Genomic DNA, 14,488 nt, shown 5'->3' with positions numbered 1-14,488 from the left:
TTGCCATGAAACTCTCCCGCCGCCACCTCATCGCCGCTATGGCCGCACTGCCCGCCGCCGGCTGGGCCCAGCAGCCCGCCCGCCTCGACAAGGTCACCGTCGCCGGCTGGAGCAAGCCGATCGTGGAGGCCACGCCCTTGCTGGTCGAGGAGGATAAGGGCTTCTACAAGGCGCAGGGCATAGACCTCGCCTACGTGCCCGGCGCCGGCGGCGGCGACGCCATCCGCAACATCCTGAGCGGCCAGGCCGACGTCGCGTTCACCGATCCCGGTTCGCTGTTCGCCGCGCTCGACAAGGGCGAGAAGCTGCGGGCCATCTACGACATCTATCCGCAGAACGTCTTCAACGTGGTGTCGCTCAAGAAGAGCAACATCACGAAGCCGGTCGACCTCAAGGGCAAGAGGATCGGCGTCTACAGCCTCTCGAGCGGCACCCGGCAGAACCTGCTGGTGCTGCTGCACCAGGCGGGGCTGAAGGAGTCGGACGTGACCATCGTGGTCACCGGGCTGCTGAACTTCGCGCCGCTGCTGCAAGGGCAGGTGGATGCCACGGCCGCCACCGACACCGGGCTGCTGGTGGGTCGGCGCCGCGGCGTGGGCGACGTCAACGTCATGGAAGTGGGCAGGTCGCTCAACGTGTCGAGCGACCTCTTCGTCGTGCGCGAGGAGGTGTTCCAGCAGAAGAAGGCGGTGCTCAGGCGCTTCCTGCACGCTTACCGCGATGCCGCCGCCTGGATGATCGCCAGGCCGGACGAGGCGGCCCAGCTGGCTGCGAAGCGCGCCATCGACGGCAGCGATCCGGCCGTCAACCTGGAGATCATCCGGGCCCGCAACGCATCGAGCGTCAGCGAGCTCACGCGCCGGCAAGGCCTGGGGGCGATGGACGTCGCGTCGCTGCAGCAGGCGGCCGACGCCTACCGCCAGCTGGGCCTGATCCAGAACCCGATCAAGGTGGCCGACGTCGTGAGCCAGGACCTGCTGCCGGGACGCGCCCAGCCATGAACTTCAGCGGCAAGGTGGTGCTGGTGACCGGCGCGAGCCGCGGCATAGGCGCGGCGATCGCCCGCGCGTTCGCGGGCGAGGGCGCCACCGTGGTCGTCAACTACCTGGCGAACGAACAGGCGGCCGGCGAGGTGGTCGCTGCATGCCAGGCGGCCGGCGGCGATGCCTGGGCGGTGCAGGCCGACGTCACGTCGCGCGAAGCGGTGGAACGCATGGTGGCGCAGGCGCAGGAGGAGGTCGGCGCGATCGACATCCTGGTGAACAACGCCTTCCGGCCGTATTCGTTCGACCCCGAGCGCCGCAAGCTGTTCGGCGAAGTTTCGTGGGCCGACTACCAGGCGCAGTTCGACGGCTCGGTCGGCGCCGCGTACAACGTATGCCAGGCGGTGCTGCCGCAGTTGCGCCGCCGCGCGCAAGGCAGCATCGTCAACATCGTCAGCGACCTGGTCGAACGGCCGCTGGTGCCATACCACGACTACACCACGGCCAAGTCGGCGCTGGTCGGCTTCAGCCGCAACCTGGCGAGCGAGCTGGGGCCGCTGGGCGTGCGCGTGAACTGCGTGGCGCCGGGGCTGGTGTATCCCACGCAGGCGAGCGGCGCCACCCGGGCGCAGTTCCGCGAATCGATCATCGCCACGACCCCATTGCGCCGCCTGGCGCGGCCCGAGGACGTCGCCGGCCCGGTGCTGTTCCTCGCCTCCGAGTGGAGCGGCTTCATGACCGGGCAGGTGCTGTTCGTCGACGGCGGCCTGGTGATGCGATGAAGGAGAAGCAAGGAATGAGCGAGGAGCAGGAGATGGACGTCGCGCTGGACGGGCGGCCGTACCGGGTGCGGCATGGGACGACGCTGGCGGCGCTGGTGAGCGAGCTGGGGCACGAGCCGCAGCAGGTGACCACGGCCGTCAACGGCACGTTCGTGCGGCGCGAGGAGCGCGGCGGCTGCGTGCTGCAGGCCGGCGACGCGGTGTTGTTGTTCCAGCCCATCGTGGGCGGATGAAAGAGGAGTAGTCATGGAGACAGGACATTCACAAGCCGGCGGCGACGCCTGGACCGTCGGCGGCGTCACGCTGCAAAGCCGCTTCCTGCTGGGAACGGCGCGCTATCCCGACCCGGGGGTGCTTCGCGACGCGATCGCCGCTTCGGGCGCGCAGGTGCTCACCGTGGGCCTGAAGCGGTCGCTGGAGGCGGACAACCAGGGCTTCATGGGCGTCGTGCGGCAGACGCTGGCCGAGACCGGCGCGCGGCTGCTGCCGAACACGGCGGGCTGCTACACCGCCCGCGAGGCAGTGCAGGTATCGCACATGGCGCGCGAGCTGTATGGCACGAGCTGGGTCAAGCTGGAGGTGCTCGGCGACCGCAAGACGCTGCAGCCGGACATGTTCGAGACCGTGGCGGCCGCGATCGAACTGGTGCGCGAAGGCTTCACGGTCTTTCCGTATTGCACCGACGACCTGATCGGCTGCCGCCGGCTGCTGGACGCCGGCTGTCCGGTGCTGATGCCCTGGGGCGCGCCGATCGGCTCGGGGCAGGGCCTGGTCAATCCCTTCGCCTTGCGCACGCTGCGCGAGAGCCTGCCCGACGCGACGCTGATCGTCGACGCCGGGCTCGGCGCGCCGTCGCACGCGGCGCGGGCGATGGAACTCGGGGTCGACGCGGTGCTGCTCAACACGGCGGTGGCCCAGTCGGGCGATCCGGTCGCCATGGCGCGCGCCTTCCGGCTCGCCATCGAGGCCGGCCGCCTGGCGCGGCATTCGGGCGTGATCGCGGCGCGCGACTTCGCCGTGCCCAGCACGCCGGTGGGCGACAAGCCGGTGCTGGGAACGACGGCGTGAGCTCGATTCCGACCGTGCTGGTGCTGGGCGAAGGCAGGGCGGGCCGCGGCGGCGCGATCGCCGGCCCGGTCGCCGCAGCGCGGCGAGAGGCGCAACAGTGGCTGGGCGAGCCGGAGACTGGCGCTGCGGACGCCGCGCCGGACGTCGCGCGGCGCCTGCGCGATCGCGGCGCGTCGGCCGTCTGCATCGTCGGTGGGACCGACGACGACGGCCGGGCGTTGCACTGGCTGGACACGCGCCATGCCCGTGGCTGGATCGCGCCAGCCGCTCCCGGCGCCGCCGCGGATGCGCTCCGCTTCGCCGGCGAGTGGCAGGCCGCGCTCGCGCGGGGCTTCGTCGCCGCCGATGCGGCGCTGATCGCCACCATGGCGCTTGCCGGCGACGGCCGGCCCGGCTTCATCAACGAGCCGCACCTGCTGCCGCGCCTGTCGTGGGCCGACGCGCCGCGCTTCGCCGCGCCGGTGCCGGCGCCCGTGCCGCACCGGCTCGGGCTCTATGCCATCGTCGACAGCGCCGACCGCGTGCAGCAGGTGCTGGCGGCGGGCGTGAAGACCGTGCAGCTGCGCATCAAGGCGCCGCCGGCGCCCGACGATTCGTGGCGCGCCGCGTTGCGTCGCGAGGTCGAACGCAGCATCGCCGCGTGCCGCGCCAACGGCGCACAGCTGTACGTCAACGACCACTGGCAGCTGGCGGCGGAACTCGGCGCCTTCGGCGTGCACCTCGGGCAGGAAGACCTCGCCGCGATGAGCGAGGAGCGCCGTGCGGCGCTGCTCGCCAGCGGGCTGGCGCTGGGCGTCAGCTCGCACAGTCTGTGGGAGCTTGCGCGAGCCGCGGCGCTGGCCCCGCGCTACATCGCGTGCGGCCCGGTCTGGCCCACGCTCACCAAGGACATGCCGTGGCGGCCGCAGGGGCTGGACAACCTGGCCTGGTGGTGTCGCATGGCGTCGGTGCCGGTAGTGGCGATCGGCGGCATTCTCGCGCCGCGGCAGGTACAGGACGCGGCGCGCTGTGGCGCCGACGGGGTGTGCATCGTGCGCGGGCTGGGCGAACGGCCGCAGGACACGGTGCCGCCGTTGCAGGCGGCGCTGGAGGCCGGCCGGCGCGAGCACGCGGCCGATCCGCCGGCCGCCGCTTGGCCGCATCCGAGCCTGGCGGCAACGGCGTATTGACCATGGCGGTGCGTTCGATCATCCGCCCGGTTGCGCCGGGGAATCCGGCGGGAAGTGCGAGTCGGAGGGATCCGGCGCGTCGGCGCTCGTGTTCACCTTGGCGCGCAGCGATTCCAGCAGGTAAGGCAGGATGCTGGCCGAGCCCTGGCCCGAGCGCGCGCCCGGTTGCTGACCTTCAAGAGCCGCTTTTGTCGCGTTCTCCTAGATACTCCCGGACTTTGTCGGCGCGGTCGCCCACCGCCTGCACGGCTTCCTTCAGCCGCTCCGGCGTCGTCTTGAGGCTCTTGGCCCAGTCGCGCAGCTCGTACTCCTGGTTCACGTTGATCCGCTCGCGATCCTGGCCTTGCGATTTGCTCTTGTCGTCGGACATCGGTTGCTCCCGTTCGTTGTCGATGAGGTTCATCCTAGGCAAGCGCACCGGGGCGCTGCTGTAGGACACTGCCTTGGAACCATCGATGAACATCGCGCCGCGCCTGTACGGCAAAACGCCCCGCCGAAGCTGCGCGCCCCGCCGACTGCCCACTTCGCCACGATTCGGCACCATCCCTCCTGGAGCCCTTCCATGCGCAGTCCTTCCTTCCTGAACCGCCGGGCCATGCTCGCCGCGCTGGCGGCCGGCGCCGCCGGTGGCATGGCCTTCCCCGTCGCCGCGCAGCAGCCCGGGCCGGCCTTCCGGCCGCTGCGGGCCGTGAAGATCATTTCGCCGCAGCAGGCGGGCGGCTCGACCGACGCCGTCATCCGGCCGCTGGCGCAGAAGCTCGCGCAGCTGTGGGGCCAGCCGGTCGTGGTGGACAACAAGCCGGGCGGCGGCAGCATCCTCGCCACCAACGCCGTGGTGCAGGCGCCGGCCGACGGCCACACGATCGGCCTCGTCATCAACTCGCTCACGATCAATCCGAGCCTGCGCCGCGACCTGCCGTACGACACGCTGCGGGATCTCACGCCGATCACCCAGGTGGGCAGCACCACGGTCGCACTGGTCGCGCATTCGTCGCTGGGCGTCGACAGCCTGGAGCAGTTCGTGCAGCTCGCCAGGGCGAAGCCCGGCACCATCTCCTGGGCCTCGCTGGGCATAGGGACCGGCGGGCACATCACGGGCGAGCTGCTGCGCAAGCGCGCCGGCATCGACGTCGTGCACGTTCCGTTCGCCGGAAGCAGCAGCGCGTACCGTGAGCTGCTGCCGGGCCGGGTGCAGGCCGCTTTCGTGGTGCTCGACTCGGCCGTGCCGCACATCCAGGCCGGCACGCTGAAGCTGCTGGCCGTCACCGACCCGCGCCGCAACAGGCAGTTCCCGCAGGTGCCGACGCTGGAGGAGCATTATCGCGGACTCGCCTACGAAGGCATCTTCGGCTTCGTCGCGCCGGCGGGCCTGCCGCAGCGGACGCTCGAGGCGCTGCACGCCGACTTCATGACGGTGCTGTCCGATCCGGCGGTGCGCCAGCAACTGGAGAAGCAGTCCATGGACGTGCTGGCTTCGTCGCCGGCCGAGTTCGCCGAAGCGATCCGGCGCGAGATCGAGCACTGGCGGTCGGCGGTGAAGGAGTCGGGGGCGCAGGTTTCATGACCGCCGGCGCGCTGCGCGGCATCGGCGTGAGGGCCGCGACGCCGGCGCTTGCCGCCGCGCTGCTGTTCGGCGCGAGCACGCCGCTGGCCAAGCTCCTGGTGGGCAGCACGCCCCCGCTGCTGCTGGCGGGCCTGCTGTACCTCGGAAGCGGCCTGGGGCTCGGCCTTCTGCTCGCGGTACGCGCCGCGCGCGGCCGCACCGCAGCCGGCGCCATGCGCATCCCGCTCGCGGAGGTGCCGTGGCTGGCCGGCGCGATCCTCTTCGGCGGCGTGCTCGGACCGGCCCTGCTGATGCTGGGCCTGACCCAGGTCGGCGGGGCTGCGGCGTCCCTCCTGCTCAACGTGGAAGGCGTGCTCACGGCGCTCATCGCGTGGGTGGTGTTCAAGGAGAACGCGGACCGGCGGATCGTGGCCGGCATGGTCGCCATCGTCGCCGGCGGCGCGCTGCTCTCGTGGGAGCCGGGCGGGACCACGTTGTCGCCGGGCGCGTTGATCATCGCCGGCGCCTGCCTGTGCTGGGCGATCGACAACAACCTGACGCGGAAGGTATCGACCAACGACGCCATGCTGGTGGCCTGCCTGAAAGGGGCGTTCGCCGGGGCCTGCAACACCGGCCTGGCGCTGTCGACCGGCTCGGAGCTGCCCGGGACCGGCGCCGTGGCGAGCAGCCTGCTGGTGGGATTCCTCGGTTACGGGTTGAGCCTCACGCTCTTCGTCGTGGGCTTGCGCACGCTCGGCACGGCGCGCACCGGCGCCTACTTCTCGGTGGCGCCGCTGTTCGGCGTGCTCATTTCGTTCGCGCTCTGGCCGGAGGCCCCGGGCCCGCTGTTCTGGGCCGCGGCGGCGCTGATGGGCCTGGGCGTGTGGCTGCACGTCAGCGAGCGGCACGAGCACGAACACACGCACGAGCCACTGGTCCATGCGCATCGCCACCGCCACGACGAGCACCACCAGCACCAGCACGATTTCCCCTGGGACGGGACGGAGCCGCACGTGTATCCGCACCGCCACCAGGCGTTGACGCACGGACATCCGCACTTTCCGGACATCCACCATCGGCACGGACACACACCGCCGGCGGAACCCGCCGCGCAGGAAAGGGGAAAGTGAAAACGGAGTTCGTCCGTTGAGCGTCGCCAGGCGCCCTGCCGGCCGGGTCGTGCGGTCCCCTGTGGTGGGCGGCGTTCAGCCAGTGGCTGGCGAGCGGCGCGTGCGCCGCCCCAATGCGATCGGTATCACGGCCACGCCGGAGGCGAGCAGGAGCCAGTCCTGCGGCACTTGCAGCAGAAAGGCCGCGCTGCCGCCGATCAGCGACCAGACCAGCGGGATCGGCAGCAGCCACAGCGGTGGGCGGGGAGCCGCCAGCAGCAGCAATCCGAAGGTGAAGATCGTCACCGGGCATGGCGTCACGCCGAACATCGGCATCCCGGGATAGGCACCTCCCGTCCACATGCCGAGCAACGGATAGACGACCGCCGCATAGGCGATGTACGCCCATCCCATGAGGCCGGCCGCACCGGCGCCCGTGCCGAACCGCAGCCTGCGGGAGACGACGCTCGCATGCACGAACAGCAGCCCCTGCACGACGAAAATCGCGCCGAACGCCCAGGCCGCCTTGTTGACGGCGGTGAAATGCAGCCAGTGGTAGCCGATCCCGGTCCACAGCCACATCAGCCCAAGGCCGGTCCCGACGACCCGGTTCGCGCCGGTGAACAGCGCGACGACCATGAGGGCCGCCAGCAGGTAGGCGCCGAACTGGGCGGGGAAGATGCGCTCGTTATAGAGCGCGAAGACCTGCACGAACTGCTCGTGCGAAAAGGGCAGCATGGCGCCTCCGGTGTGGCCGACGCTTCAAAGCTAGTCGCGCTCGGGTCGGGGGCGTTGACCCCGCTCAAACCTTCGGCGATGTGGGCCTTGCCAGCCGTCCGGGGACGGTGCCGGGGGAGCCCGCGTCTTCAGCGTGGGCCCGCGCGGCCCGGCGTGCCGGTCCCCGGCCGGGTCGCGCCGGGAATGCCGTGCTCGTCCTCGTCCGCCCGCCGCTCGGTCGCGGCGATGGCCTGCCGCCCCGACAGCGAGCCGTGGGCGTCGGCGTAGGCCTTGGTGAACTCGGCGCCGAACAGGAAGATCTGCGCCGCGTAGTAGACCCAGGCCAGCAGCACTACCAGCGAACCGGCCGCGGCGAACGATTCGGTGACGCCGCTCTTGCCCAGGTACAGCCCGATCAGCAGCTTGCCGACCTCGAACAGCACGGCGGTGACGATCGCGCCGACCCACACGTCGCGCCAGTCGATCGGCGTCGACGGCATGAGCTTGAAGATCATCGCGAACAGCACGGTGGCGATCGACAGCGACACCAGCAGGTTGATCGCCTGCAGCATCGTTTCCCAACCGAGCATCATCCCGCCCATCCAGGTGCCCAGCGCGGCGACGCCGGCGCTCACCACCAGCGAGATCATCAGGAGGAAGGCCAGCCCGAGGATGAGGCCGAACGACAGCAGCCGCGCGCGTAGCACGGCCATCACGCCCGATGGCTTCTTCGCGGCCGGCACGTGCCAGATCCGGTCCAGGGCGCTCTGCAGCTCGGCGAACACGGTGGTGGCGCCGACCAGCAGCACGAAGAAGCTGATGATCCCCGCGACCAGTCCCTTGTCGGTGTCGCTGGCGGCCAGCACCAGGTTTTCCACGAGGCCCGCGCCTTCGCGGCCGATCAGGCCGGAGAGCTGCTCGACGATGAGGCCCTGCACGGCTTCGCGGTCGAAGAAGGCGCCGGCCAGCGCGGTCACGATCACCAGGAGCGGCGCCAGCGAGAACACCGTGTAGTAGGAGATCGCCGCGCCCATGCTGGGCGCGTAGTCGGCGATCCAGGCCTGCACGGCCTTGACGAAGAGGTGGAAGAACCTTCGCGGATTGATCATGCGTGCTCTGCCGCGGACAAGCCCGGGCGTGGGGCTTTGTAGCAGAGACACGCCGCGCGGTGGGGCCGCGGCAAGCAGGTGTGACAGGGGCGCAGGCCCTCACCCCGGCCCTCTCCCGCAAGCGGGAGAGGGAGCAAGACCGGGCAGGCTACCGCAGCGTCCGTCCGAACAGGTCGAACAGGCGCTCCCAGTGGCGCTCGGCGGCGGCCTGGTCGTAGCAGGCGCGCAGCGGGAACACGAAACCGTGCTCCACCTTCGGATACCACTCGATGCGGTGCGGCGTGCCGCCGGCGACCAGCGCGGCCTCGAGCCGGTCCACCAGTTCGTGCGACGCCCACTTGTCGATCTCCGCGCATGCGAAATAGCTTTCGCACCGGATGCGCGGCGCCACCAGGTGGGCCGAGTCGTCGCGGTCGGTCACCAGGTTGGCGCCATGGATGGATGCGATGCTCCGGATGCGATCCGGGAAGCTGGCCGCCGCATGCATCACGAATGGCCCGCTCATGCAGTAGCCGACGGCGCCGACCCGACGGCCGTCGGCGTGCGGGTGCGCGTCGACGTAGCGCAGCATGGCCCCGGTGTCGCGCACCGTCATGGCATTGGTCAGCGCGTTCATGTGCTCGAACATCACGGCCATCTTCGCCTCGGTGCGTTCGGTCAGCCACCAGTCGCGGGTGCGCCGGTAATAGAGGTTGGGCAGCACCACGAAGTAGCCGGCGCCGGCCAGCCGCCGCGCCATGTCGTGCAGTTCCTCGCGCTTGCCCGGCGCGTCCATGTAGAACAGCACCACCGGGTGCGGCCCGCGCTCCTGCGGGTACACCACGAAGCTGTTCATGGCGCCGTCGGCGGTGGCGATGTCGATGTGTTCCTCGATCATGCGGGTCTCCCTGTTCGCCGGCTTCTTCGTGCACGCACGGTGTCGCGTCGCGCCGGGCTGCGCTAGCATACCCGGCAGGAGGAGCTGTTGTTCTTGTTTTCAGATCTTTCCGGGCGGCCGGCGTGGCGGCGCCTGCTGCGCCTCGTCGCGCTTGCCTGGCTGGCCGTGGTCACGGCCGCCGGCGCCGAGACCGAACCTTCGATGGCGTGGCGCGGCCACGGCGGCATGGCGGCGCAGTGGTGGGCCGATGCTTCGGGGCAGGCGACCTTCGACGCGGCCCGACGCGCCTTCGAAGCCGGGCAGGGACGGCCGGCCGACGAGACGCAGATCCTGCCGCTGGGCCATGGCGCCGCCGTCTGGTACCGCGTGCAACTGCCGCCCGCGTCCGTGCCGACCCGCGCCGTGCTGGCGCTGCCCTACGCGGGCGTCGACCTGGTGGAACTGTTCCGTCCCCACCCGGCCGGTGGCTGGGAGGTGCGGCGCGCGGGCGACTCCCTCCCGGTGGCGGAATGGGCCCTGCCGTACCTGCATCCCGCGTTCCCGATGACCGTGCGGCCCCAGGAGTCGCGGCCGACCTACCTGCGTGTGCAACACAGCCACCCGGTCAGCCTGCAGTGGGAACTGTGGGACGCCAGCGGCTTCAACGAGTCGTCCAAGCTGTGGCACCTGGCGCTCGGCGCCGGCACGGGACTCATCGTGCTGGTGATCCTGCTGAACCTGGTCCATGCCGTCGCCTGGCGCGATCCGATCCATCTCTATTACGCCGTGCACGTGGTGCTGGTCGGCCTGAGCGTGATGTCGCTGACCGGGGTCGCGGGCGAGTACCTGTGGCCGCACTGGCCCTGGTGGAACGACATTGCGTCGCTGGTCGTTCCCATGGCTGCCCTCGGCTGGATGGGCGTGCTGGTGCGCGAGCTGGTCGCCGAGCGCGGCAAACCGCTGCTGTCGCGGCTGCTGCTGGCGCATGCGGCGATCTCCTTGCTGATCGTGGCGGCTTTCCTGGTGTGGGGCCGCCACTTCATGTTCCGGCCGTTCAACGTGTATGCGCTGTTCACCCTGGCGTTCATCCTCGGCGTGCTCGCCTGGTACACGCTGCGCCGCCCGGCGGTGGGCGGATGGGTGCTGGCCGGCTTCGCGATGCTGGTGGCCGGCAGCCTGTTCCCGTTGCTGCGCAACCTGGGGTTGTTGCCCGTCGGCTTCGCCACCCAGTACGGCCCGCAGATCGGCGGGGTGCTGGAGATCCCGCTGGTGCTGGTGGGCCTGTATTTCCGCAGCCGAGAGCGCCGCGACAACCAGCTGCGGGCCCAGGCGCTGGCGCACACCGACCCGCTGACTGGCCTCGCCAACCACCGCGTGCTGCACGAGCGGGTGGAACTGCTGCTGCGGCGCGCCCGCCGCGACCCGACGGTGGGCGGCGTGCTGCGGGTGCATGTCGCGAACTATTCCACCATCCGCAACGAGTACGGACGCGAGGCGGCCGAAGCCGCGCTGGTGCGCGCGGCCGAGTGCGTGGCGACCGAAGCCGCCGAGTCCGACCTGGTGGCGCGGGAGCAAGGCGGCGACCTGGTGCTGGTGCTGCACGGGCGGGTGGAGCGCGCCCAGGTGAGCGAGGCGGGCCGCAACATCATCGCCCGCGGGCTCAAGTTCTCCGGCCGCCTGCCGCCAGGGGTCACCCTCTCGCTGCGGGTGGTCGGTATCCATGCGCCGCTGCCGGCCGGGACCGCCGCGACGCTGCTGGCGACGCTGGCGCAGGCGAGCGACCAGCTGGGACGCGACCTGTTGCGGCGCAGCCTGCTGGTGATCGATCCGGCCGCGGGCCGGCAGCGCTGAAACCCGGGCAATGACCGACCGTGGCCGCATGGCATTCTCCGCCTTCGCCCGTCTTGATCGCTAGACTGACCGAAACGCAGGATCACACGGAGGCAGGGACGTTGAGTGCGCGGTTCCCGGCGCCGTGGTGGCGCCACATCTGGCTGGCCATGCTGTTCGCCCTGGCGGCGGCCCTGGCCGGCACCGCCCTGGCCGAGTCGGAGCCGGCGCGCCGCTGGCCGGCGCGCGAACTGGGCGGCGCCTTCTGGGTCGATCACACCGCGGCCGCGACGGTGGACCAGGCGCACCGCGCCTTCGCTACCGGCGCCGGCCGCCCGGTGAACCCGAACCAGGTGATGCCGCTGGGCCCGGGCACCGCCGTGTGGTACCGGCTCGAGCTGCCGCGGGTGGCCGAGCCGACGCGGGCCGTGCTGCGCATCGCCTTTTCGGGCACCGACTCGGTGGAGCTGTTCCGGCCCGACGGCGGCGGGCACTGGCGCACTCAGCGCTCGGGCGACTCGCTGCCGGTGGCCGACTGGCCGGTGCGGCACATCGACCCGTCGTTCGCCTTCGACCTCCGGCCCGGCGAGGACGCCACCTACCTGCGCGTGCGCAACGCCCAGCCGATCCGGGTGCAGTGGACGGTGCAGAACGTGACCAGCTTCATCGAAAGCGTGAAAGCCTGGCACTTCGTGCTGGGCGCCTACGCCGGCTTCATCGCGATGGTGGTGCTGGTGAGCCTGTTCAACGCGGTCTCCTGGCGCGATCCGATCCACCTCTATTACGCGGTGCACGTGGCGATGGTGGCGGTGAGCATCATGGCGCTGACGGGGCTGGCCGGCGAATACCTGTGGCCCGACCAGCCGTGGTGGACCGACAAGGCACCGGTGGTGATCCCGGGCCTGAGCATCGCGTGGGTGGGCCTCTTCCTGCGCGAGCTGGTGGCCGAGCGCGGACGGCCGATCCTGTCATGGCTGCTGTACGGGCACGTGGTCACGGCGACGCTGATGGTGGTTGCCTTCCTGGTGGTGGGCCGCGAGAACGTCTACCGGGCCCCCAGCATCTTCGCGCTGCCCGGGCTGCTGGTGCTGCTGGGCGTGATGGTCTGGTATTCGCGCCGCCAGCCGAAGGTGGGACTGTGGATCCTGGCCGGCATGGCCTTCCTGATGGCCGGCGCGCTGGCGCCTCTGGTCCACAACCTGGGGCTGGTGGAGCCGTCGTTCCTGACCGACTTCGGGCCCCAGCTCGGTGGCGCGGCGGAAGTGCCGCTGCTGCTGATCGGCCTGTACTTCCGCAGCCGCGAGCGGCACGCCAGCCGCGAACGGCTGAAGGCGATGGCGCACACCGACCCCCTCACCGGCCTGGCCAACCATCGGGTGCTGCAGCGACGGCTGGAGTCGGTCCTGCGGCTGGCCCGCAAGGACCCGCTGGCCGGCGCCGTGCTGCGGGTGCACGTTGCGAACCTGGCCGACATCCGCGCCGAGTTCGGGCGCGAGGCCGGCGAGGCCGCACTGGTGCGGGCCGGCGAATGCGTGGCCAAGGAGGCCCGCGAAGGCGACCTGGTGGCGCGCGAGCAGGGCGACGACATCGTGCTGGTGCTGGGCGGTCACCCGACCCAGGGGCAGGCGGCGATCGGCGGGCGCAACATCATCGCCCGCGGCCTGAAGTATTCCGGACGCCTGCCGCCCGGCGTGACGCTGAAGTTGCGCGTCGCCGGGTTCGCGCCGCCGCTGCCCGAGAGCGGCGACCCGGCCGGCCTGCTGCAGACCCTGGCGCGGCTGCTGCTGGACATCGAGAACGACCCGCACGGCCGCGCGCTGCGCTTCGTCGGCTCGCCCGATTCGTCGCCGTGGCGCTCGTCGCCCTGGCCCAAGCACGACGAACTGCCGCCGCAGTCCCCGCCGACGGTCGACGAACTCCTGTCGCTGGAGCATTCGCGGCCGAAGCGCACGAGCAGCCTGCACTGACCGTCGCTTGCCACCCCGCCCGCACCGCCTTCGGCACCCTGGCGCCGACCACGCGACGGAAGCCGATTCGCCGGCGGGTCTCGCCGAAGCGCTACCATGCCGCAGGAACGCGGCCCCACGCCGCCCGTGCCCCTTCAGCATCACGAGACTCCCATGCCCTTGAATTTCGCCTCCCGCCTGGACAACGTCGAAACCTCCGCCATCCGCGAGCTGTTCAAGCTCCTGGGCAAGCCGGGCATCATCAGCTTTGCCGGCGGCTTTCCGGATGCCGCGATGTTCGACGTCGAGGGCATCAGGGAATCGGTCAACAAGGCGCTGCAGCAGGAAGCCGGCGGCGCGCTGCAGTACGGCGCCACCGAAGGCTACGAGCCGCTGCGCGAGCAGCTGAGCGCGTTCATGGCGAGCAAGGGCGTGGCCGTCGCCGCCGACGGCCTGATCGTCACCACCGGCAGCCAGCAGGCGCTGGACCTGATCGGCAAGACCATGATCAGCCCCGGCGACAAGGTGATCGTCGAAGGTCCCACGTTCCTGGCCACCATCCAGTGCTTCCGCCTCTATGGCGCCGACATCATCAGCGCGCCGATCGACGAGAACGGCGTCAAGGTCGACGTCCTCGAGCAGCTGATCGTCGAACACAAGCCCAAGTTCGTCTACCTGATTCCCACCTTCGGCAATCCGAGCGGGCGCATGTTGAGCCTGGAGCGACGCAAGCGCGTGCTGGAACTGGCGGTGAACCACGAGACCCTGATCGTCGAGGACGACCCGTACGGCGACCTCTATTTCGGGGAGCCGCCGCCGCCGTCGATCCTGTCGCTGTGCGCGCAGCAGCCGGGCGCGCGCGAATGGGTGGCGCACTGCGGATCGCTGTCGAAGGTGCTCAGCCCTGGCCTGCGCGTGGGCTGGATGGTCGCGCCGCCCGAGCTGCTGGCGAAGGCGACCATGTGCAAGCAGTTCAGCGACGCCCACACCAGCACCTTCGCGCAGGCGACCGCCGCGCAGTACCTCAAGTCGGGCCGCATGCCGGCCACGCTGGCGAAGGTGCGCAAGACCTACGCCGAGCGCGCCGCCGCCATGGGCGCCGCGCTGAAGCGCGAACTGGGCGACGCGATCGAGTTCACGCAGCCGCAAGGCGGCCTGTTCTTCTGGGCCCGCCTCACCGGCGCGAACGGCAGGATCAGCGACGCCAACGAGTTTGCCAAGAAGGCGATCGAGGAGAAGGTCGCCTTCGTGCCGGGGGCGCCGTTCTTTGCGACGAATCCCGATCTGTCAACGCTCAGGCTCAGTTTTGCGACGGCGGATGTGGCGAAGATCGAGGAGGGGGTGGGGAGGTTGGGGAAGGCGATGGGGTGATGCTC

At 70.9% G+C, this 14,488-nt stretch carries 14 protein-coding genes; 10 read left to right on the top strand and 4 right to left on the bottom strand.

Annotated elements, in window-relative coordinates:
- The first annotated feature begins 5 nt into the window (after positions 1–5).
- Genes RAMLITH_RS07165 through RAMLITH_RS07145 form a run of 5 tightly spaced genes read left to right on the top strand, consistent with a single transcriptional unit; the run spans position 6 to position 4,002 of the window.
- Entirely contained in the window at positions 6–1,001 is a 996-nt protein-coding gene (locus RAMLITH_RS07165; RefSeq protein WP_168106699.1) for an ABC transporter substrate-binding protein, read from the top strand.
- Positions 998–1,765 carry an SDR family oxidoreductase gene (locus tag RAMLITH_RS07160; protein WP_168106698.1) on the top strand — a complete coding sequence of 256 codons (768 nt, stop codon included), beginning with the start codon at positions 998–1,000 and terminating at the stop codon, positions 1,763–1,765. Before RAMLITH_RS07165 ends, RAMLITH_RS07160 begins: the two co-directional genes overlap by 4 nt.
- Positions 1,762–1,998, top strand: a complete 237-nt coding sequence (gene thiS, locus RAMLITH_RS07155; protein WP_238344072.1) for a sulfur carrier protein ThiS — start codon at positions 1,762–1,764, stop codon at positions 1,996–1,998. The genes RAMLITH_RS07160 and thiS overlap by 4 nt, the downstream gene beginning before the upstream one ends.
- A 13-nt stretch (positions 1,999–2,011) precedes the next feature.
- Positions 2,012–2,833: a thiazole synthase gene (locus RAMLITH_RS07150; RefSeq protein WP_168106697.1), complete on the top strand. Its 822-nt coding sequence runs from the start codon at positions 2,012–2,014 to the stop codon at positions 2,831–2,833.
- Positions 2,830–4,002 (top strand): thiamine phosphate synthase, encoded by a 1,173-nt coding sequence (locus RAMLITH_RS07145; RefSeq protein WP_168106696.1) that lies wholly within the window; start codon positions 2,830–2,832, stop codon positions 4,000–4,002. The genes RAMLITH_RS07150 and RAMLITH_RS07145 overlap by 4 nt, the downstream gene beginning before the upstream one ends.
- A gap of 175 nt (positions 4,003–4,177) precedes the next feature.
- Here the strand turns inward: RAMLITH_RS07145 and RAMLITH_RS07140 are convergent, their stop codons facing one another.
- On the bottom strand, positions 4,178–4,405 hold the full coding sequence (locus RAMLITH_RS07140; RefSeq protein WP_337786116.1) for a DUF3606 domain-containing protein: 228 nt from the start codon (positions 4,403–4,405) through the stop codon (positions 4,178–4,180).
- A 159-nt stretch (positions 4,406–4,564) separates the two neighbouring features.
- Here RAMLITH_RS07140 and RAMLITH_RS07135 point away from each other — a divergent pair, with 159 nt between their 5' ends.
- Both RAMLITH_RS07135 and RAMLITH_RS07130 read left to right on the top strand, forming a co-directional pair.
- Complete coding sequence (locus tag RAMLITH_RS07135) at positions 4,565–5,566, top strand: Bug family tripartite tricarboxylate transporter substrate binding protein (protein WP_168106695.1); 1,002 nt, start codon at positions 4,565–4,567, stop codon at positions 5,564–5,566.
- Positions 5,563–6,675: a DMT family transporter gene (locus RAMLITH_RS07130; protein ID WP_181956313.1), complete on the top strand. Its 1,113-nt coding sequence runs from the start codon at positions 5,563–5,565 to the stop codon at positions 6,673–6,675. The genes RAMLITH_RS07135 and RAMLITH_RS07130 overlap by 4 nt, the downstream gene beginning before the upstream one ends.
- A 75-nt stretch (positions 6,676–6,750) precedes the next feature.
- Here RAMLITH_RS07130 and RAMLITH_RS07125 read toward each other — a convergent pair whose 3' ends face one another.
- From RAMLITH_RS07125 to RAMLITH_RS07115, 3 genes are all read right to left on the bottom strand, one after another.
- Positions 6,751–7,392, bottom strand: coding sequence for a DUF6064 family protein (locus tag RAMLITH_RS07125; RefSeq protein ID WP_168106694.1), 642 nt, complete (start codon positions 7,390–7,392; stop codon positions 6,751–6,753).
- Between the two features lie 128 nt (positions 7,393–7,520).
- Positions 7,521–8,480 (bottom strand): YihY/virulence factor BrkB family protein, encoded by a 960-nt coding sequence (locus tag RAMLITH_RS07120; protein ID WP_168106693.1) that lies wholly within the window; start codon positions 8,478–8,480, stop codon positions 7,521–7,523.
- A 148-nt stretch (positions 8,481–8,628) separates the two neighbouring features.
- Positions 8,629–9,357 carry a dienelactone hydrolase family protein gene (locus RAMLITH_RS07115; RefSeq protein WP_168106692.1) on the bottom strand — a complete coding sequence of 243 codons (729 nt, stop codon included), beginning with the start codon at positions 9,355–9,357 and terminating at the stop codon, positions 8,629–8,631.
- A gap of 87 nt (positions 9,358–9,444) precedes the next feature.
- On the opposite strand from RAMLITH_RS07115, the gene RAMLITH_RS07110 reads away from it, so the two are divergent.
- The 3 genes from RAMLITH_RS07110 to RAMLITH_RS07100 all read left to right on the top strand — a co-directional run bounded on the left by RAMLITH_RS07110 (position 9,445) and on the right by RAMLITH_RS07100 (position 14,483).
- Positions 9,445–11,187, top strand: coding sequence for a 7TM diverse intracellular signaling domain-containing protein (locus RAMLITH_RS07110; protein WP_168106691.1), 1,743 nt, complete (start codon positions 9,445–9,447; stop codon positions 11,185–11,187).
- 101 nt (positions 11,188–11,288) lie between these two features.
- Complete coding sequence (locus tag RAMLITH_RS07105) at positions 11,289–13,133, top strand: sensor domain-containing diguanylate cyclase (protein ID WP_168106690.1); 1,845 nt, start codon at positions 11,289–11,291, stop codon at positions 13,131–13,133.
- A 159-nt stretch (positions 13,134–13,292) separates the two neighbouring features.
- Positions 13,293–14,483, top strand: coding sequence for an aminotransferase-like domain-containing protein (locus RAMLITH_RS07100; protein ID WP_168107186.1), 1,191 nt, complete (start codon positions 13,293–13,295; stop codon positions 14,481–14,483).
- Positions 14,484–14,488 lie beyond the last annotated feature (5 nt).

This window comes from Ramlibacter lithotrophicus (assembly GCF_012184415.1).
Classification (GTDB): Bacteria; Pseudomonadota; Gammaproteobacteria; order Burkholderiales; family Burkholderiaceae_C; genus Ramlibacter; species Ramlibacter lithotrophicus.
Note: the sequence above shows the minus strand (reverse complement) of the source record. Positions and strands in the feature narration are given on the sequence as shown.

Bases quoted from the DNA above. Each gene is read 5' to 3' on its own strand.
- RAMLITH_RS07150 (WP_168106697.1), top strand. From the start codon at position 2,012: ATGGAGACAGGACATTCACAAGCCGGCGGCGACGCCTGGACCGTCGGC.
- RAMLITH_RS07160 (WP_168106698.1), top strand. From the start codon at position 998: ATGAACTTCAGCGGCAAGGTGGTGCTGGTGACCGGCGCGAGCCGCGGC.
- RAMLITH_RS07120 (WP_168106693.1), bottom strand. From the start codon at position 8,480: ATGATCAATCCGCGAAGGTTCTTCCACCTCTTCGTCAAGGCCGTGCAG.
- RAMLITH_RS07130 (WP_181956313.1), top strand. From the start codon at position 5,563: ATGACCGCCGGCGCGCTGCGCGGCATCGGCGTGAGGGCCGCGACGCCG.
- RAMLITH_RS07125 (WP_168106694.1), bottom strand. From the start codon at position 7,392: ATGCTGCCCTTTTCGCACGAGCAGTTCGTGCAGGTCTTCGCGCTCTAT.
- RAMLITH_RS07165 (WP_168106699.1), top strand. From the start codon at position 6: ATGAAACTCTCCCGCCGCCACCTCATCGCCGCTATGGCCGCACTGCCC.
- RAMLITH_RS07140 (WP_337786116.1), bottom strand. From the start codon at position 4,405: ATGAACCTCATCGACAACGAACGGGAGCAACCGATGTCCGACGACAAG.
- RAMLITH_RS07135 (WP_168106695.1), top strand. From the start codon at position 4,565: ATGCGCAGTCCTTCCTTCCTGAACCGCCGGGCCATGCTCGCCGCGCTG.
- RAMLITH_RS07115 (WP_168106692.1), bottom strand. From the start codon at position 9,357: ATGATCGAGGAACACATCGACATCGCCACCGCCGACGGCGCCATGAAC.
- thiS (WP_238344072.1), top strand. From the start codon at position 1,762: ATGAAGGAGAAGCAAGGAATGAGCGAGGAGCAGGAGATGGACGTCGCG.